Source organism: Microseira wollei NIES-4236 (assembly GCF_020521235.1).
Taxonomy (GTDB): domain Bacteria; phylum Cyanobacteriota; class Cyanobacteriia; order Cyanobacteriales; family Aerosakkonemataceae; genus Microseira; species Microseira wollei.
This window is the reverse complement of sequence record NZ_BLAY01000102.1, coordinates 17,007-35,990: the sequence shown is the minus strand read 5'-3', so window position 1 is coordinate 35,990 and position 18,984 is coordinate 17,007. Positions and strand designations below refer to the sequence as shown.

The 18,984-nt window shown below is 44.5% G+C and carries 15 protein-coding genes and 2 pseudogenes; 5 read left to right on the top strand and 12 right to left on the bottom strand.

Translation table 11 applies throughout. The annotated features are described in order from the left end of the window. From MiSe_RS29195 to MiSe_RS29180, 5 genes and pseudogenes are all read left to right on the top strand, one after another. The coding region (locus MiSe_RS29195) for an SIMPL domain-containing protein (protein ID WP_226587075.1) at positions 1–395 on the top strand (395 nt) is incomplete at its 5' end. Positions 396–668: 273 nt separating this feature from the next. Further along, positions 669–740, top strand: a pseudogene (locus MiSe_RS52985) (4-Cys prefix domain-containing protein); the annotation flags it as partial. Between the two features lie 36 nt (positions 741–776). Further along, positions 777–1,652, top strand: a complete 876-nt coding sequence (locus tag MiSe_RS29190) for a serine/threonine protein kinase (RefSeq protein WP_264196719.1) — start codon at positions 777–779, stop codon at positions 1,650–1,652. Beyond that, complete coding sequence (locus MiSe_RS29185) at positions 1,649–2,827, top strand: serine/threonine-protein kinase (RefSeq protein ID WP_307731558.1); 1,179 nt, start codon at positions 1,649–1,651, stop codon at positions 2,825–2,827. Before MiSe_RS29190 ends, MiSe_RS29185 begins: the two co-directional genes overlap by 4 nt. A 429-nt stretch (positions 2,828–3,256) precedes the next feature. Further along, on the top strand, positions 3,257–5,569 hold the full coding sequence (locus MiSe_RS29180; protein WP_226587074.1) for a serine/threonine-protein kinase: 2,313 nt from the start codon (positions 3,257–3,259) through the stop codon (positions 5,567–5,569). 400 nt (positions 5,570–5,969) lie between these two features. Here the strand turns inward: MiSe_RS29180 and MiSe_RS29175 are convergent, their stop codons facing one another. The 12 genes and pseudogenes from MiSe_RS29175 to MiSe_RS29125 all read right to left on the bottom strand — a co-directional run bounded on the left by MiSe_RS29175 (position 5,970) and on the right by MiSe_RS29125 (position 18,668). Continuing rightward, positions 5,970–6,635, bottom strand: a complete 666-nt coding sequence (locus MiSe_RS29175; protein ID WP_226587073.1) for a Coq4 family protein — start codon at positions 6,633–6,635, stop codon at positions 5,970–5,972. 354 nt (positions 6,636–6,989) lie between these two features. Continuing rightward, entirely contained in the window at positions 6,990–9,410 is a 2,421-nt protein-coding gene (locus MiSe_RS29170; protein WP_226587072.1) for a sucrose synthase, read from the bottom strand. A gap of 817 nt (positions 9,411–10,227) precedes the next feature. Further along, positions 10,228–11,388, bottom strand: coding sequence for a tetratricopeptide repeat protein (locus MiSe_RS29165; protein WP_226587070.1), 1,161 nt, complete (start codon positions 11,386–11,388; stop codon positions 10,228–10,230). After that, the gene (locus MiSe_RS29160; RefSeq protein ID WP_226587066.1) at positions 11,385–13,172 is read right to left on the bottom strand and encodes a tetratricopeptide repeat protein; all 1,788 of its coding nucleotides are present in this window, start codon (positions 13,170–13,172) and stop codon (positions 11,385–11,387) included. Before MiSe_RS29160 ends, MiSe_RS29165 begins: the two co-directional genes overlap by 4 nt. A gap of 301 nt (positions 13,173–13,473) precedes the next feature. Next, positions 13,474–13,626, bottom strand: a complete 153-nt coding sequence (locus tag MiSe_RS29155; protein ID WP_226587077.1) for a WD40 repeat domain-containing protein — start codon at positions 13,624–13,626, stop codon at positions 13,474–13,476. Then, positions 13,621–13,680: pseudogene (locus MiSe_RS51255) on the bottom strand (hypothetical protein); the annotation flags it as partial. The gene MiSe_RS29155 and the pseudogene MiSe_RS51255, both read right to left, overlap by 6 nt. A gap of 12 nt (positions 13,681–13,692) precedes the next feature. Continuing rightward, the gene (locus MiSe_RS29150; protein WP_264196718.1) at positions 13,693–14,418 is read right to left on the bottom strand and encodes a WD40 repeat domain-containing protein; all 726 of its coding nucleotides are present in this window, start codon (positions 14,416–14,418) and stop codon (positions 13,693–13,695) included. Continuing rightward, complete coding sequence (locus MiSe_RS29145; protein WP_226587065.1) at positions 14,415–14,843, bottom strand: hypothetical protein; 429 nt, start codon at positions 14,841–14,843, stop codon at positions 14,415–14,417. Before MiSe_RS29145 ends, MiSe_RS29150 begins: the two co-directional genes overlap by 4 nt. Positions 14,844–15,058: 215 nt before the next feature. Beyond that, complete coding sequence (locus MiSe_RS29140) at positions 15,059–15,544, bottom strand: hypothetical protein (protein ID WP_226587063.1); 486 nt, start codon at positions 15,542–15,544, stop codon at positions 15,059–15,061. A 305-nt stretch (positions 15,545–15,849) separates the two neighbouring features. Beyond that, positions 15,850–16,842: a protein-methionine-sulfoxide reductase catalytic subunit MsrP gene (gene msrP, locus MiSe_RS29135; RefSeq protein ID WP_226587062.1), complete on the bottom strand. Its 993-nt coding sequence runs from the start codon at positions 16,840–16,842 to the stop codon at positions 15,850–15,852. A gap of 160 nt (positions 16,843–17,002) precedes the next feature. Beyond that, entirely contained in the window at positions 17,003–17,839 is an 837-nt protein-coding gene (locus MiSe_RS29130; protein WP_226587060.1) for a tetratricopeptide repeat protein, read from the bottom strand. A 322-nt stretch (positions 17,840–18,161) separates the two neighbouring features. Continuing rightward, positions 18,162–18,668 (bottom strand): peptidoglycan-binding protein, encoded by a 507-nt coding sequence (locus MiSe_RS29125; RefSeq protein ID WP_226587058.1) that lies wholly within the window; start codon positions 18,666–18,668, stop codon positions 18,162–18,164. Positions 18,669–18,984 lie beyond the last annotated feature (316 nt).

The following is an 18,984-nucleotide window of genomic DNA, read 5'->3' as shown; positions in this document are numbered from 1 at the left end:
AGCGCCTGACAGGATACACAGGCGTCAACACGGTGAGCTTTCGCATCGATACCCAGCGAGTGGGAAATTTGTTAGATGAAGCCGTTAATGCCGGGGCGACGCGCATCGACGGGATTAGTTTTGTCGCTAGTGACGATGCGATCGCTACCGCCCGACAACAAGCTCTGCGGGAAGCAACCCAAGAAGCCCAACAACAAGCCGATGTTGTTTTAAGCACCTTGAACCTATCGCGTCAGGAGGTGATTGGCATCCAAATTAACAATGCTTTTGCACCCCCACCACCCTCACCTGTAGCTGAATTTAGGGCAGCTTCCGTGGGAGTACCAGCTTCCACCCCCGCGATCGGCGGCGAACAGCGAGTCGAAGCTACCGTTACCCTACAAATTCGTTATTGAGGAATGCGGAAGAAGGGGAAGCTAACACCCAGAAAGCCCAGAAATAAATTTCCCAGCTTTTACAGGACTTACGCACGACGAGAAAAGAAACAAAGGTGAGACCGTCGTTCGCGCTAGCGTTGGGAGGCATATCTGTGGTTGGCAAACCAACGATTTTTCGGATCGCCCTTTGTTTCTTTGCGTAAGTCCTGATAATGCTAAAAATAACAGCGATCGCTTTGGCATCTAGCCTTGGGCATATATATTGGGAATAAAACTAGCTTGCTGCCATCGATGATCTATTGCATTAATCCCAAATGCCCGCAGCCGCAAAACCCCGATAATTGCCTGTTCTGCCAGTATTGTGGCTCTTCATTACTACTGGACGGACGCTATCGAGTGATGAAAATTTTGGGTCAAGGAGGCTTTGGTAAGACCTTTGAGGTAGATGATAGCGGCACGGCGAAAGTTTTGAAAGTATTAATCAACGAATATCCCATAGCGATCGCCTTATTTCAACGAGAGGCAGAAGTATTGAGTTACCTGCGCCATCCAGGAATTCCTAGAGTAGAACCCGATGGATACTTTACCTTTTTTCCCAGAAGAAGCAAAGCCGCCCTGCACTGCTTGGTGATGGAGAAAATCGCCGGATTGAACTTAGAGGAATGGCTGCATCAGCATCGCGATCGACCGATGGCGCAAGAGCAAGCGATCGCTTGGTTAAAGCAACTGGTTCAAATCTTACAAGAAATTCATCAACAGCATTATTTTCACCGGGATATCAAGCCATCCAACATTATGTTGCGATCCCCCCATGCCCCCCTTGCCAAGGGGGGTTGCCCCCTTGGCAACGAATCTCTCTTAGCCCCCCTTAGCAAGGGGGGTTGGGGGGATCAACTCGTATTGATTGATTTTGGTGCGGTACGAGAAGTCACAGAAACCTACAAACTCAAACTCGAAGGCAACAATGTTACTGGGGTGATGTCACCAGGTTTTACGCCCCAAGAACAAGTAGAAGGTAAGGCAGTACCGCAATCAGATTTCTTTGCCCTTGGGCGCACATTTGTTTACTTGCTGACAGGAATACATCCGCTCAAATTTCCCCAACATGTCGCCACAAATCGGTTGATTTGGCGAGAGCAAGCACCGCAAGTCTCCCAGTCGCTAGCTGGTTTGATTGATTACTTAATGGCACCGCTTCCAGGCAAGCGTCCGCAAAATGCTCAAGAAATTTTGTGGTGTATTCAAGAAATTGAGCAAAATGGATATCAGCGATGAGCTACTGCATTAATCCCAACTGTCCCAAACCAAATGACTCATTAAATGCCCACAATCCTATTTGTCGAAACTGCGGTTCTGCACTGTTATTGCGAGGACGATACCGAGTCTTGCAACAGTTGGGTGAAGGCGGCTTTGGCAAAACTTTTGCAGCCGATGACCGGGGAACGCCGAAAGTTTTAAAAGTTCTGTTGCAAAACGACCCAAAAGCAGTAGATCTATTTAAACAGGAAGCACAAGTTTTGAGTCGGTTACAGCATTCCGGTATTCCCAAAGTAGAGCCAGATGGATATTTCACCTTTTGGCCCAAAAGCAGCAAACAGCCGTTGCACTGTTTAGTAATGGAGCAAGTCGAAGGCTTGAATTTACAAGATTGGCTCGCACAACCAGACTATCAACCGATTACCCAAGACCAAGCAATTTTTTGGTTAAAACAACTGGCAGAAATTTTAGTTCTTGTCCACCAGCAGAACTATTTTCACCGGGATATTAAACCATCTAACATCATGCTGCGATCCCCCCAACCCCCCTTATTAAGGGGGGCTAGCCAACCCCCCTTATTAAGGGGGGCATGGGGGGATCAACTGGTTTTGATTGACTTTGGCACTGTTAGGGAAGTGACGGCGACCTACTTAGCAAAAGTCAGCGGGAAACAGGATGTCACGGGAATTTTTTCAGCAGGCTATACTCCTCCTGAACAATTTAATGGTAGAGCCGTACCCCAATCTGATTTTTATGCCCTTGGTCGTACTTTTGTTCACTTATTGACGGGTAAACATCCCTCTAATTTGCCTACAGATACTCGGACTGGCAAGTTAATCTGGCGAGATAGTGCCTCGCAGGTGTCCGAGCCATTCGCAGATTTACTTGATAATTTAATGGCAACGTTTCCAGGCGGTCGGCCTCAAAATGCCAAGATAATTTTGCAAAGATTAGATCAAATTGAACGCAATCTTTCCTCAACTGTAGCACCAACTGTTTTAAGTCCGAGTGCTGTATCAACTGTTTTAAGTCGATTGGCACCAATGAATCTTCAGGTACGGCGTTTAATTTCCCAGGTGCTTGCTTCTGGTGATTCGGTAGAGGAAAACCGTTGGAGGCGCTTAGCGCTGTTAGCAGGGTTAGGGGGCGCTATTGCTGTTGCGATTAAGTTATATAACTCTCTCAACAGGTAGAGTATTTTTTAAAGTCACGAGCGATCGCAGTTGGAATTAACAGAACTTACGCTCTTCGGAACCTAGGAACCGGGTTTCTTGCTGCAATCTCTCGTTCCAAATCGACGATTTTTCATCGAAACCCGGATGGGTGAGCGTAAGTCATGATTAAGTTATGTAAATTTTTGACCTGGTAGATAATTGCGCGAAGTTATCTTGGTGAGCAGTAGGGCGGCATTGCCTACCCTAAGTAGGTGAGTATAAATAAACTGAACACAGGGCAAGCGGGACGCCCACCCCACAAGAGATCTGAAATTCTTGTGGGGTGGGCATTCTGCCCGCCCTATGCTTAGATAACTATTTTCACTTTATTTACCTGCACCTACTTACTACCAGGGGTTGCATCTTAGCTTTGAATTTACGTAAGTCCTGTAGATGAATTAATCTGCCGTGAGTTACTGTCTAAACCCCAAGTGTTCTAACTCCGCTGAACGATTAAATGCTAACAGCGAAACTTGCTGTCACTGCGGTTCTGATTTATTGCTGCAAGGTCGCTACCGAGTTGTTCGATTTCTAGGTGAAGGTGGTTTTGGTAAAACCTTTGAAGTGGATGATGGTGGTACGCCTAAAGTATTGAAAGTTTTGAGCAACAACGATCCCAAAGCCGTTTCTCTATTCCAGCAAGAAGCTAAAGTTTTAAGTCAGTTGCGCCATCCAGGAATTCCCAAAGTTGAGGCAAAGGGATACTTTACTTTTCAACCTAAAGATAGCACCGAGCCATTGCACTGCCTGGTGATGGAAAAAATCGAGGGTGTGAATTTACTAGAATTGCTTAGAAAGCGGAGCTATAAACCCATTAGTCAAGCGCAAGCAATTGCTTGGTTAAAACAATTAACAATAATTTTAGGTCAAGTTCATCAGCAGCAGTATTTTCACCGGGATATTAAACCAACCAATATCATGCTGCGTACTCCTTCTATTTCCTCCAGCCAATTAGGAAATAAGAGAGATCAATTGGTCTTGATTGATTTTGGCACGGCGAGAGAAGTTACTAGCACCTATCTGGCTAGAATTGGTGGGGCACATCAGGTAACGGGGTTGGTTTCGGCGGGTTACACGCCTCCAGAGCAAGTGGATGGTAGAGCGATGCCGCAATCAGATTTTTATGCTTTGGGACGCAGGTTTGTTCACTTGCTGACAGGTAGACCTCCAAATAGTTTTGCTGAAGATTCCCAAGGAAATTTGCTCTGGCGCAACGGTGCCAAGCATGTCTCAAAACCCTTAGCAGATTTGATTAATTACCTAATGGCTCCCCTGCCTGGAAATCGGCCTCAAGATACAAAAGAAATTTTGCATTGTCTAGAAAAAATTGAAAGCCATTTTAAATCGCCTGCTTCACAGAGTATTCGAGTCCAAACTACTACACCAACCGCTCGGCTTCAAAATAAAACGGGTCAGAACATTTTGTCGAAAAAGGCTCAAAATAGAATCCGTTGGCGAATCATAGCGGTGTTAGTAATGACGGGATTTCTCTTGTTCAGTTTATCTGACATTATTTTTTCTTTCCGTTATTTTTATCCCTACCTAGATGGGAAAATAATCTCACCTGTTGCAAGATTCTGGAATTGCAATTCTAGGCCAAAGGCTCCACTATTACACACTCTTTGCAATGATTCATCTACGTTTAATTCTAGCATTGTAATAAGTCCAGATGGTCAAACCTTGATTAGTAGTGACTACAATAATGGTATCAAGCTGTGGAATTTACAAACAGGAAAACTGAAAAGCACCCTTAGTAAAAGTAAAGGTGATTTTCCTTTTGGTACTATCGCCATTAGCCCAGATGGTCAAACTTTGATTAGTAGTAACTTTATGAATGATATCAGGCTGTGGAACCTGCAAACAGGAAAACTGAGAAGTATCCCCATTGATAACTTTAGTATTCATAGAGCCACAGCCATCAGCCCAGATGGTCAGATTCTCGTTAATAAGGGTTTGGAAACAATTGAGTTATGGAACTTGCGAACTGGAGAATGGCTGCGTAGCATTAATACCGGGGAATATTCTTTGAGAGATTCTATTACCATCAGCCAGAATGGTCAGATTCTGGTCACTAGCGGTTTAGAAATGATAACCGAGCAAGCGGGATACGCAACAATTATGCGTAGTGGAAATACTGCCAAGCTATGGAATCTAAAAACGGGAGAACTAATACGTACAATCAGTATCGGGGATAAAGCGATCGCTATTAGTTCAGATAATAAAACTCTCATCAGTTTCAACTCGTGGAGCTATAGGGGTGGCACAATCAAGTTATGGAACCTGCAAACTGGAGAACTGAGAAATACGCTTACCGGGAGTTTGAGTAGGGTTAACTCCATCGTCATCAGTCCGGATGGTCGGATTCTTGCTAGTACGGGTGAGATTGTACAAAGCCAAATCGGTTCAACCACAACATACAAAACAGCAGACTTCATCGAACTATGGAACCTACAAACTGGTGAATTGCTGCGAACAATCCCGGTTAAGCAACAAACTTGGTTACGTGAGGCAACTATTGCTATCAGTCCGGATAGTCAGACTCTCGCTAGTTTTGGTTTTTATGACGGCACTATTGAGCTATGGAACCTGCAAACTGGACAGTTGAAAACCACGCTCAAAAGTCATTTTCGTGGAGTTAGTGCGATCGCTTTCACCCCCGATAGCAAAACCCTCGTCAGTTCTAGTTCTGACGGCACTATCAAAGTTTGGCGGGTGCCGTAGGTTTCCTGGTTTCTGAATCGACTGGAAACAGCGATCGCTTCAAGGTCAGGACTTACGCAACTGGCACATTTACAGCAGATTGCAAGTGAGTGAGGTACAGCCCTTTGGCGCTTCGTTTGTATAGCGGCAGCATTAATGCTGCCGCTATACAAACGAAGCCGTACCTCATACGGCTGCAATCCGCTATAATTGGGTTTGTAGTAGCGCTGTCTTCGCCAAATCAAGCGAAGACAGCGCTAAAGCGCAACTACAAACCTGTTTTAATGCCCTTACTAGATCTATTACAGCAGATTGCTTTTCGTGTGAGGGAAAGCCTTAAGGCTTCGTTTGTGTAGCGGCAGCATTAATGCTGCCGCTACACAAACGTGCGCTGTACCTCATGGGACTGCAATCCGCTATATTAACTAACAGCTTCAACTCCCAATTCTGACCGCAATTCTGCTAAAGGCTTTTCCCAACATTCTTCCCACTTTTGCGCTAGGAAAGGTTTAGCTTTTATCCCCATGCTATATCCTTGACTGACTGCATTCATAATGTGAGTCAAATCTTGGGAGGACTTAAGCAACGTATTCAAAATGAATCCTGCCATAATAGCCATCGATAAAGGGCCATGAGTTTGAGCTAGATAAAATGCTTGCAAACCTACTTCTCCCGCTACGTCGGTGCCAAAACCCGTAACTGTATGCCAAATATCGTGAGTTTGCCGGATGCGTAATGCTAGGTAGGTTGTATCGTCTAGAACCAGAATTTTCCGATAAAACTCTGGGTCAAAATTAGCTGCCTTCATCTTGTAAGCAAAAACATAACCCAGGGAATCTTCCGGTAATTTTAGCAATGCTTCCATATCCGGAGTGGCGGCTAGATAACGTTCTGCAATAAGTTGTTGAACGCCCGGTAGAGATTTCATATACTCGGTTGCCAATTTATTGCTATCGGTATGGCGAAAGGCTTCCGACATATCGAAAACGTAATCTGTTTTAGAAACATCTCTAGCATAATCAATAAATGCTATTAACCCATTTACATATTCGGGTTGGATTTCTCGTTTCAGTTCTGGTATGTACATTTCAACTCCTGGGAATCTCTTGAATTCCAATCTAGAATTCTAGTTGGAGATTTTGGTGCGATCGCTACCAGTTTTTCAAGTGACATGGAATCGGTCATCGGTCATGGGTCATCGGTTATGGTGGCCTTGAGGAGCGATTTTTCAATACCAGCGAGCGCTTCATCCTCAAAAGATGAAAACTCTCCAGCCCGCTTGGGATCGGTGCCAGTCGGTCAAGTGTCACAAGGGGCGGGTGAGCAGGTGAGCAGGTGGGCAATTACTACTCCCAACACATAGGTAAAAGAAAAGAAACGCGAAGAAAGTAATTAGCAATTAGCAATTAGCAATTAGCAATTACCAATTACCAATTACCCATTACCGATGCATGTGTTGCTCTAACAACTGTTGCGCCTTGGGTTTATAAAGTAAATAAAACAGCGATTCAACGTAGCGCAACAAATCCTCGCGGTTTTCTTGGGAGGTAAAATTCCAGAACCCGTAAATTTTGGCTAGGGATAGCAGTTTGGTGCTGTGAATTTTCCAGGTATAGGTGCTGTAAACTCGTTCGATACCTCGCTGGGAAATTTCTTGCCAGTATTTGGGATGGCGATCGCACTCAGTAACAAACGCCAATATTTTCGCCGCCGTTTCCTCTAAATGCGTCGGATTGATGTAAAATCCATTGAATTTATCTTGAATAATCTCCAGCGGGCCGCCAAACTGAGTCGCAAAGGTGGGTAAACCGGAAATCATCGCTTCTAAAATTGTCAAACCAAACGCTTCAAATAATGCTGGTTGCACAAAAATTCCCTGACGATCTGCTATGACGCGATAAATTTCCCCGGATTCGCCTTTGGGTAAGCGCACGCCCAACCAGCGGATTTTACCGTGGAGATTGTATTCTTCAATTATCCGGTAAAGTTTGATGATTTCATCGCGTTCTTCGTTATCGCCCGATTCCTCGACGCGCAATTTACCTGCTACTAAAATTAAGTTACAATGCTCTTGCAATTCCTTACTTTTCCCAAAGCATTCTGCTAATCCGGTGAGGTTTTTAATCCGATCGAGGCGTGCCATTGAAAAGATGGGTCGCTTGTTGGGATCGTCGAGTTTGCCAAAGATTTGTGTCGGATCTTCTTGGGTGAAAAGCATTGCTTCTAGACGCGCGCGATCGCTTTCATTCCGGTCTTCTATTCGAGTGTAGGGAAAATACACATTTTCGTTCACTCCAGGCGGCACGACATTGAATTTAGGACTGAACAATTCCACCCCATTCACGACGTGATATAACTCTGGCATTGTGAAGCACTTGTAAGACTCGTACTGTCCGACGCTATCCGGCGTTCCGACAATTTCTTGATAAGTACTGCTGATGACGAAATTCGCCGCATTCATCGCCAACAAATCGGCGGTAAATTGCAGGGAAAAATGATATTTCTCTTCCAAATCTTGCCAATAGAGGTTGCTAAACAGATATTTAGATTTCTCTAAAGCGTGGGCAATGATGCACTGGGTTACCTTGAGGCGGCGTGCCAGCAGAAACGCTACCAAATTTCCATCAGAATAATTGCCAACAATTAGATCGGGGCGTCCCTCAAATTCTGCCAGCAATTCTTTTTCTGCATCGATGGCGTAGGTTTCTAAATAAGGCCAAATCTCAAACCGCGAAATCCAGTTATGAGCGATTTTGGGATTAAATTCCCGGAAAGGAACGCGCAAAATCCAGGCATTTTCTGTCTCGTAAACTTTTTCTAACCGTTGGTTGCTGCGAGTGCCGTCATTGTTGGGAATTAAACGGGTGAGAATAATCACTTTGGCACCCACGCCCAAACCATCTAAACCAGCCAATTTAATATGTTCTTCCATTTGCTGTTCCAGACTTCTAGCTTGGTCGAGAACGTAGACGACTTGACCGCCAGTATCGGGACGCCCCAACACATCTTCTTGCCCAAACCAACCGTGGGGAGATACCAAAACGATGCGAAAAATCATCGGAATTCGGGTTAAAAATGCTTCCAGGGTTTGGTGATCCGGGGAGTCGATCAATTCGTCTAAAAGTCCCAGGGTTTCCCCCACTCGTCCGGCAGTGTTTCCCCACCCCGGTTCAAACCCCATTGCTTGCAAATCAAACCGTAATTTTTCGTAAGGTTCGTTATCTGGACGCGAATTTAAAAAGGTCAAAGCTTGCTTAACTTGGTCAGAAAGATGCTGACACGATTGAATTTTATCGTTAATCAACAGTTGTTGGTTGTTGTAAGAGTGTAGGCTCAAAAATTTATACAAAGCTTGCAACCACTGCCGCGAGTCTTCAAACAATTTGCTCGATAGGAAACGGTTGAGGAATTGCACCCCTTTGCCGATGTTTTTGGGGTCGCGAATCGTTGGCGAATAGTCGTAAAAGGGGCCAAAATCTAGTTCTAAGAGGTCGCCTTCTTCGGGATGAAAACGGTTAACCAGCAAGTCGCGTTCGTCAAGCAATTGCTGCACTGTCATCGGTTCGCATTTCAATTCATCTGTCAGGCGATAGATTTCTTGCGAGGCAATTTTAGGCCGGACGATCAGGCAGAGACTGCCTTTTTCTAAAATAATTTCCTGGGTATAATAAATTAACCGGCCTAAATGGGAAGCATTGTAAAAATGTTCCGGCTTATTGTGATTCTTGCAGTAGGTAGAAAAAGCCGTCAGAATGTCGTTTCGCAATAAGTATCGCTTGTCTTGATGGCGCAAATCGGCGATCAACTGTTGCAGGTCTTTCTTTTCATCGCTGTTGAGAACGTTTTGAAGCAATTCGGTCATAACAGTTTTCTAAGTTAGTTTTGGATTTAACGTCAATACAATGCTGGTGAATTAATCGGGGATGGGATACCGAGTCGGCAACAAAAAACAAAAACCCTCTGCCTCAGAGGCTCTAAAAGCCTCTGTCGGAACCAATTTTCACGAAATATCCCCTTTACCCACAGAGCAAGGAGCAGTGCTTCTGCGGCTAATTCTAGACACGATATTTTTCCCTCACCTGTTGGAGCGATCGCCCAAATTTGGGCAACTTTTGGTGAGGGTGAAACCCGTTATGAATTGACCAACAATCGTCCAAAATGCCGTTCAGCGATTGCTCTGCGCCTCTACCTAAAGGCAGAGATTGCTTATTCTTTTGTTACATATAAAAATTTCATCTCTCTTAAGTAATAATGCTCATTTTTTATAGTAGATGAAAAATTATCATGCTGATGGCAAGGGATTCCTGTAGAATAAAATTGAAAACCGGCTATTTTTTCAGATACAAAACTTAATAAAACCAGCTTTTTTCTTGAAGTGAAATGAATATTTGAAAACTATTTTAATCGATCGACCCAAGCCTGGAAACGGCCTTTTATAATTAAATCCAAGCTTTTTGAAATTTGTGTGGAGATTCTTATGACAGACAAAACACATGAAACGATGACCCATGACCACAGTATAGCCAACATCCTGATTTCAATCTTCTTGGTGTTGTGCGCCTTTACTTTCCTCATCCTGCTGGGTCTTTTTTAAGGATTTGAGTTGAACTTTAAGGTGAAATGATAAGCAATTGAAGATTCGTTGCGAGAGCAGCTTAGCTTAATGGCTAAGCTGCTCTTTAGTTTTGCAGCAACGCCTGAAATCGCTCATCTTTGCGAATACCGCCAAAATATGAGTCTGTTTTTGCAGCTTCAATACATTTTTCTGGATTTAATTGAATAGCTTCTTGCAAACTTTTAATAGCTAATTCTACATTGTCTTGCAACGCATAACAGCAAGCTTTGCTGTACCAAGCTGGGTAATAATTGGGTTGAAGTGCTATAGCTTTGTCGTAGCTAGCAATCGCTTCATCAAATCGCGCTAAATACATCAGCGCAATGCCCCGATTGTTCCAGACCATATGGTAATTTGGATGCACTTGCAAGACTTTATCGTAGCAAGCAATTTCTTCTTTATGCCGTCCCAAACTTCCCAGGACGTATCCGCGATTTTCCCAAGCTTGGTAGTAGTCGAATTTTAATTCAATCGCTTTATCGTAACTCGCAAGGGATGCTTCTAAACGGCCTAAATTTTCCAGCGCTCTTCCCCGGTTATACCAAGCTAGATAGTAATCTGGTTGAATGCTCAATGCGGTATCTAAACTGGTGATTTCTTCTGACTCTCGACCTAAATGCCCTAAAGTCACACCGCGATTGTACCAAGCTTTATGATCGCCGGGATTAAATTCAATCGCTTTATCAAAGCAAGTCAGTGCTTCTTCAAACCGTTTCCATTCGTTGAGAATCAAGCCTCGATTATTCCAAGCTTGGTGATATTTGGAGTTCGATTCAATCGCTTTATCGAAGCAAGCTATCGCATCTTGGAGGCGTCCCAAACTTTTCAGCGCTACCCCGCGATTATTCCAAGCTTGGTAATAGTTTGCTTTCCAGACAATCGCATTATCAAACGAAGCAATCGCATCATTCAACCGTCCCAAATTCTTCAGCGCCACCCCTCGATAGTACCAAGCTTCCCGATTCCCCGGTTGGAACTTTAACGCCATATCGTAAGAAGCAATTGCCTCTTCAAATCGTCCCAAATCGCTAAGTGCGATTCCCCGGTTTTGCCAAGCTTGGTCGTAGTCGGTTTTGGATGCGATCGCTTTATCGAACGCTGCGTTCGATAAAGCGTGTGCTTCAGCACGTATTGCCTCTGCCCACTTTCCCGTATTCTTTAGTGCTATCCCTCGATTGTACCAGGTTTTGTAATCCCCTGGTTTAAACTTAATCGGTTTCTTCATAGCGCTTTGTTTTCTGTTTTATCTTGTGCCTCACTAGGCGATTTTTGCATCAATGTTTGAAACCGTACCTCTGAGCGAATGCTGTCAAAATCCGCATCAGTTTTTGCCATTTCTCGGTATTGTTGGTGGTTTAAATTGATTGCTTGTTCTAAGTTTTCGATTGCCCGATCGGTGTGACCCAGTACTGCATGACAGCGAGCTTTTAGATAATAAGCTGAATGCAAGTCCGATTTTAATTCCAGCGCTTTATTGTAGGAATCTATCGCCTCGTCAAACCGCCCTAAATTTCCTAGCGTAATCCCCCGATCGTACCAGGCTTCGTGGTATTCTGGCTTGGATTCAACGGCTTTATCGAAAGAAGCAATTGCTTCATCAAACCGCGATAGATTTCCTAGAGCCATGCCTCGGTAGTACCAAGCTTCGTATTTATCTGGCTTAAATTCTAGGGTTTTGTCGAAAGCTGCGATCGCTTCTTTAAACCGTGCCAAATTTCCCAAGGCAATGCCCAGGTTGTAGAATGCTTCGTCATGGTCTGGTTTGATTTCAACGACTTTATTAAACGAAGCGATCGCTTCGTTAAACCGTCCCAAATTTCCCAGTACCACGCCCCGATAATACCAAACTTCGTATTTTTCTGGTTTTAATTCAACGGCTTTATCGAAAGACGCTACTGCTGAGTCAAACCGCGACAAATTTCCCAGAATCACGCCCCGATTGTACCAGGCTGGATAATAATCTGGTTTGTATTCGATTGCTTTATTGTAAGCCGCTACTGCCTCTTCAAACCGTGACAAATTTCCTAGAATCACGCCTCGATTGTACCAAGCGGCGTAGGATTCTGGCTTGTATTCTATCGCTTTATCAAATGCCGCGATCGCTTCTTCTAGGCGTCCCATATTTCTCAGGATGTTGCCTCGATTATTCCACGCTTGGTAATAGTCTGGTTTATATTCTATTGCTCGATCGAACGCCGCGAGCGCATCACTCATGCGTCCCAAATTCCACAGCGCCATCCCCCGGTTATTCCAAGCTTGGTAATAATCGGGTTTGCTGGCGATCGCTTTATCGTAGGAAGCGACCTCTTCTGTAAATTTTTCCAACTGCCTCAGTGCCACTCCCCGATTATACCAAGCTTCGTAATAGTCTGGTTTTAGTTCTACGGCTTTATGGTAAGACTCAAGTGCCTCGTCGAACTTTCCTAAACTAAACAGAATCATACCCCGGTTATTCCAAGCTTTATAATAGTCTTCTTTGAATTCTAGGGCTTTATCGTAGGAAGCGAGTGCTTCTTTTAGGCGTCCTAAATTTCGCAGCACTACGCCTCGGTTGTACCAAGCTTGGTGGTAGTCGGGTTTAAATTCTAGAGATTTATTGTAAGAGATAAATTCTTGATCTAATCGTCCCAAATTTCCCATTGCCACGCCCCGATTGTACCAAGCTTCGGCAAAGTCGGATTCCCATTCAATTGCCCGATCGTAAGCTGCGATCGCTTCGTCTAATCTGCCTACAAACATCAGCGCCACGCCTAGCTTGTTCCACGCTTTGGGAGCGTCACATTTGTATTTAATTGCTTTTTCGTAACCAGCGATCGCTTCTTCCCACCGTCCCAGGTTAGCTAGTGCTTTCCCCCGGTAGTACCAAGTTTCGGAGTCATCGGGTTTTAATTCCAGCGCTTTGTCGTAGGCAGCGATCGCCTGAGTAAATCGCCCCATATTATACAAACCATTTCCCCGGTTTTTCCAGATTTCCCGCGCATCGGGTTTTAAATCCATTGTCTTCTTCATAGGGTTTTCCCAACATATTTTTCTGCGGTGGCGGTCGTTATTTTGCGGTAATCAAATCCTGTTAAGCTTAGTATAATTTTAGAATTGTATCTAATATCCGGTTGGCTCGCACCTTTCTGGAAACCTGCCTTTTGCAACAATTATCGCAACCTTTCTCTCCTTACTTCCCCTGCAATTTTTCCACGAATGAATCTGCCTTATAGAGGATGACAGCGAATTATCCGCTTTCCTCGATCCTAACCCCTGCCTATAAAGGTAAAGGATTTGGGGTCTAAGTTAATAGGACCCTTGACCCTTGGCCTCAATTTATCCGCCAAATTTTAATAATACCGTCAGTACTCCCACTCACCAAAGTTTTCCCATCCGGACTCATGGTCACAGAAATCACACCTCCTGCATGTCCGCTAATCGTGCGAATTTCTTGTCCGGTTTTCAGATTCCACAGTTTGATCATCCGATCCATGCCGCCGCTTGCCAGCATTTTTCCATCCGCACTAAAGGTAACACAATTAACCCAGTGTCAATCTCCCGTAAGCGTGCAAATTTCCTGTCTGGTTTTCCCATCCCACAGTTTGATCGTTTCATCCACGCTGGCAGTTGCTAGCATCTTACCATCCCGACTGAAAGCGACGGCGTTAACCCAGCGGGAATGTCCTAATAGCGGCAGAATTTCCTGTCCGGTGTTGAGATTCCACAGTGCGATCGCGTTATCTTCACGTCTAGAAGCGATCGTTTCTCCATCCGGACTCAGTACAAACGGAAAACCCCGGTTTGAATTGCCGTTGAACGGACCCATCTCTTGTCCCATTGTCAAATCCCACAGTTTGATCGTTTTATCTTCGTTTTTCCCCTCTTGGCGATCAAGACTGATAATCATCGGAAAAACCAGGCTAATATTTCCGGTAATCGTACAAATTTCCGCTTGAGTTCTCAAATTCCACAATTTAACAGTATTGTCGCTACTGCTACTGGCAAGCGTCCTTCCATCCAAACTAAACGTAACCGAATCTACCCGTTCTAAATCACCTTTGAACGTACAAATTTCCTCTCCCTTTGATAAATTCCACAGTTTGACTGTATTGTCGCTACTCCCGCTAGCAAGCATTTGTCCATCCGGACTAATCGCCACGGCACAAACCCAGTTAGAATGTCCGGCAAGGGTATCGACGCATTTCCATTTTTCCGCTTTCTGCCTTAATGCTTCTTCCTCTCTCCGTTCCGCTTCAACAAGCGCTAGCTTTTTCAATTCCTGCTGATAAATTTCCCGTTGCTGCTGCTGAATCTGTTTAATAACCTTAATATAAGGTTTGAGCCATTCTCGCTCCTCCGATATTGTTCGATATAAAGATAATAGCCATCCGCTAAAAACGCTGCCAATAACTTGTGAATCCCGACAATTACCTCCCGAATTGTGCGGAGGCTTTCTTTTTTTCCGTAACCACTTGCTTCGAGTTCTTCTTGAACTTTCTCCCAATTCCACGCCCAAGTCGGAAGTCGGAAAACTTGATTATTTTGCCACCCCCAAAACCCTACCCGCCAATTCACTTCATAATCGCTAATACCGCTATAAATAATTGCGGTTGGTACGAAAGCTAAAATCTGCTGCAACCGCTTGACATCGATATCAGAAATAGAATCCTTAAAATAATCCCTGTAAAACTCAACCGCCATTAATTAACTCAAGTTGCTAGTTATAAAATTCGGTCTTGCTAATGGCTAATTGCTAATTGATCCTGGGCATATTTTTGAGTTCTACCAGCCATTAGCTATTAGCCAGCTGTTAGCAGCCCTAATCAATATAACTAGCAACTTGCGTTAATTATTTATTAACATTTTTTTTTGATAAATTCACCCACCTTCCGCCGTTATATTTGCAGATTATTGTGTCAATAATCCGGACAATATTTACTAATTCTTGGGGGAGAAACCAACAACAAAAATCCCTGTTGCTGTCGCTGCAAAATTTGCTCGGTATCTGGTAAACTTAAATTAGAAAACCAAGCATCTTTATGCCAAAGCATTTGAATTTCATTCAGCTTAATCTGAATTGCCTTAGCTTGCCACTCCCGCAGCAATTCCCGTTGCAGCAAGCTTAATTCCCGTCTATCTTGCAGTTCTTGTTCTTGTAGCGCAATTCGACCCTCGACTTTGGCAGTACAAAGACTCAATAATTCCCTTTCTCTAGCTTGTTTTCGCTTTAAATATTCAATCTGTGCTTCCCAGTAACGCGGATCTGACTTCACCTGCTCAATCAAAAAAGGTGCTTGAGAAGATTTTCCTCCAAAAGCTTGTCCCAATCTTTCCCCAAGGTGCTGTGCAGAAGCATTCAGCAGTCGCACTAAGACATTAGTCACAGCAGCAGGTATTGCCATAAGATGCGAGCAAGGATCTAGGATAGAAATGCACCTTTTCCAACCATAATTATCACTATAACTCCGATTAAAACGAAAATTAAATTAAATTTTTGTTACAATTGCCACCCTCGCTGCTCTAATACCAAATCCTCTTCCTCCCCTTCTTGGCGTTCTACTCAACGAGTGCGCCTCTGAAAGCGTCTATGGCGTCTACCCTACGGGAAGCCACTTCGTGTCTATGGCGGTTCGTTTAAAAAAAGAAACCGGGTTTTTTACGGGAAAGCCTCCCCAACCCGGTTTCTCACTACCTGCAAACTATTGGCTCAAACTTTGTAAAGATTAGCTACATATTCCCCATAACCGTTGTAGGGCAGCGTCGGTATTTTTTCCCAAGACAAATCCGGCCCTTTGCTGATAAATTTCTCAGTTGCTTGTGACCAGCGGGGGTGAGGCTTGGTAGGATTAACATTCGCCTCAAAATCGTATTCGCTTGGCACTAAAGTATTCCAATAAGTCGCCGGTTGCTTGTCAACAAACTCGACTTTGACAATCGATTTCGCTCCCTTAAATCCGTATTTCCAGGGCAACACCGCTCGCAGCGGCGCCCCGTGTTGCTTTGGTAACAAATGACCGTAAATCCCCACAGCAAAAAACGCTAATTCGTTCGCCATTTCTTCAATGCGTAACCCTTCCGTATAAGGCCAAGGTAGTTTTTCCATGAACGACAAAAGCGGGCCATATGTCACTTTTGGATCGTAATAAGAGGTAAAGCGCACGAATTTTGCTTGCGAGGTTGGTTCAACAGCGGCAATTAATTCGCCCATGGGAAATCCAACCCAGGGTAATACCATCGACCAAGCTTCAACGCAGCGGAAACGATAAACCCGCTCTTCTAAAGGAAATTTTTTCCGCAAATCGTCGATATCGTAGGTGCGAGGATTTTTCACCAACCCGCTAACTTCGACTTTCCAGTCTTCTGTTGGTAATGCTTGAGCGCCTTGCCAAATGGATTTTGTGCCGCCAAACTCATAAAAGTTATTGTATTTACCGGCTAGGATTTCGTCGGTAATGGGGCGGTCTACTTTGGCGAAGTTAGGATTGCTTTTAACTGAATCGATTTTGGGTAGTTTTAAAGTTTCCTCCAGCTTCTTGTCTGTTTCCTCCGACTTCTGACAACCCAAAATCGGCATGATGGTTGCTCCTATGCTTGCACCCATCAGCGTTTTGAGCAAGCGACGCCGATTGAAAAAAATGTTGGCTGGCGTCACTTCCCGTTCTGGAATTTCCCAAGTTTTTGGCACGCGAATCAGCGTCATTTGCAACCAACTCCTGCTCTGATTTGTTGTTTTGCTAATAATTGTAAGGGAGAAGCAGAGGGAGAAACATGTCTGACGCGCGAGGATCCTAGAAACCCGGTTTCTGGGTAGATCTCTCGCCACCAAACCAACTATTTTTCCTAGAAACCCGGTTTCTTTATTACTGGCGAAGGCGTTCAAAATCTGGGTTGGTTTTGGCTAATTCCTGGTAGCGATTGGGAGCGATCGCGATCGCTTGTTGCAAGCAAACCATTCCCCGATTCACCCAACCTAGTCGCGCGTAACAGCAAGCTTTCCCGTACCAGGCGCTGGCGGCGTTGGGGTCGATCTCTAGCGCTTTGTCGTAGCTTTTGATCGCACCTTTATACCAACCCAAGTATCCCATCGCATCGCCCCGCCGATACCATGCCCAATAATCGTCGGGTTTGTACCCAATCGCCGCATCGTAACTACTGAGTGCTGCTCTATACCTACCTTTGCCTTGCAGTGAGTAGCCCCGCCAGTACCAAGACCAATAATCCGTAGGTCTGGATTTGATCGCTCTGTCGTAGGATGCGATCGCCTGCTCATAATCCCCTAATTCTCTTAAGGCATCGCTCCGCCGATACCATGCCCAAAAGTCCTTGGGGTAGGATTTAATTGCTTGGTCGTAAGATGCGATCGCGTCGCGATACCGACCCAAACTCCGATATACTTGTCCTTTTTGATACCAAGCCCAGTAATCATCGGGACGCAGTTGCAGCGCTTTATTGTAGGATGCGATCGCTTCGCCATAGCGACCGAGATTATCTAAAGCATTTCCCCGTTGATACCAAGCGCGGTAATCATCCGAGAAGCGTTCGATGGCTTGATCGTAGCAAGCGATCGCTTCAGTGTAGCGCCCTAACATCCGCAACGAATTACCCCGCAAATACCAGGAACGGTAGTCATCGGGGCGACACTCTAATGCTTTGTTATGACTACCCCTGATGTTATCAAAAGGAACTAAGCGACTCATACCATTTTAGATTTTAGATTTTCGCTCGTTTCAGCCGAATCAAACTCAGCCTATTGCGCTGTTAAATGGTATCATACACGCTCGTCACCAGACAGATATTCTGCCGCCTTGATTATCAGCTTTTTTCTTGGCAATTTGCTCTATATAAATCCTTAAAAATCTGCTGAATCGAGTATAAATTAAACCTGATAGGTTATTGGCCTATCAGGTCAAATAATAATCGTAGTATCGACGGGTTTTACCAACCATGTAGGTGGTAGTAGGAGGAGGGGAACAGTTTATCTAAACCCGCCCCCCTGTTGTCCGCTAACTGACGAACCGTTTAAAAAGCCGATGCTTCAGATTGCGAGTTGAGCATAGTCCCCCAAGTCCTGGGGCCAATAATGCCATCTGCAACCAAATTTCTCGACCGCTGGTATGATATCACAGCATTTCGCGTCCCAGGGCCGTAAATGCCATCAATCTGGCCATTATAAAATCCCTGTTGGCTCAAGAAAGTTTGCACATCTCTGACTGTTTGTCCCCGACTACCATAGTAGAGATTCGTCGTTTGGTTAGGCGAATAACTACTCAGGGGATTGGGTGAAGTAGGCGTGACATTACCAGAAGGTTGGGTAGGTGTTTGCAATTGCTGAGTTGGCGTCCCATTTAATTCGGTTTGCGGATTGTTCAGTTGAGTTGGATTGTCTGTTTGGTTGGGCGACTGATTCAGAGTGCCAGAATTAGTCTGAGCATTGGCAGGTATACCCCCCAACAGCAATAAACTTGCGGAAATTGCCGAGAATATGCCCAAAGACAGAGGTTTGTAGTTAACAAATTTGGCATCCATTAGTTAATGCTCTCCTTTTGCGAAATACGCTAAATGCCAGAACCATTAGCAACTGATCCCCTGCGGCGATTCCAGCCTCAAAATTAGTTTCAATTAGGTTTTGAACTGCTCTTGATAAAGTTGCTAGGTTCCTTCCTAATCTTGTTGGTGCCGGAGCGGGACAATTGATGTCTCTGTTTGGAATTTTCAATCGTTCCGGCTTGCTTACCTATTTATAAGCTTAGGTTAAGGTTTTAATCAAAATATAGCCCGCTGGTTATAGTTTTTGTTTGATGTTTGTCTAACTAAAGAAAGACATTATTATATTCGTTAATAA

What these genes read in the sequence shown, in the direction of transcription:
- MiSe_RS29190 (WP_264196719.1), top strand. Translation starts at nt 777, where the DNA reads ATGAAAATTTTGGGTCAAGGAGGCTTTGGTAAGACCTTTGAGGTAGAT.
- MiSe_RS29185 (WP_307731558.1), top strand. Translation starts at nt 1,649, where the DNA reads ATGAGCTACTGCATTAATCCCAACTGTCCCAAACCAAATGACTCATTA.
- MiSe_RS29175 (WP_226587073.1), bottom strand. Translation starts at nt 6,635, where the DNA reads ATGTACATACCAGAACTGAAACGAGAAATCCAACCCGAATATGTAAAT.
- MiSe_RS29170 (WP_226587072.1), bottom strand. Translation starts at nt 9,410, where the DNA reads ATGACCGAATTGCTTCAAAACGTTCTCAACAGCGATGAAAAGAAAGAC.
- MiSe_RS29165 (WP_226587070.1), bottom strand. Translation starts at nt 11,388, where the DNA reads ATGAAGAAACCGATTAAGTTTAAACCAGGGGATTACAAAACCTGGTAC.
- MiSe_RS29160 (WP_226587066.1), bottom strand. Translation starts at nt 13,172, where the DNA reads ATGAAGAAGACAATGGATTTAAAACCCGATGCGCGGGAAATCTGGAAA.
- MiSe_RS29155 (WP_226587077.1), bottom strand. Translation starts at nt 13,626, where the DNA reads ATGATCAAACTGTGGAATCTGAAAACCGGACAAGAAATTCGCACGATT.
- MiSe_RS29145 (WP_226587065.1), bottom strand. Translation starts at nt 14,843, where the DNA reads ATGGCGGTTGAGTTTTACAGGGATTATTTTAAGGATTCTATTTCTGAT.
- MiSe_RS29140 (WP_226587063.1), bottom strand. Translation starts at nt 15,544, where the DNA reads ATGGCAATACCTGCTGCTGTGACTAATGTCTTAGTGCGACTGCTGAAT.
- msrP (WP_226587062.1), bottom strand. Translation starts at nt 16,842, where the DNA reads ATGACGCTGATTCGCGTGCCAAAAACTTGGGAAATTCCAGAACGGGAA.
- MiSe_RS29130 (WP_226587060.1), bottom strand. Translation starts at nt 17,839, where the DNA reads ATGAGTCGCTTAGTTCCTTTTGATAACATCAGGGGTAGTCATAACAAA.
- MiSe_RS29125 (WP_226587058.1), bottom strand. Translation starts at nt 18,668, where the DNA reads ATGGATGCCAAATTTGTTAACTACAAACCTCTGTCTTTGGGCATATTC.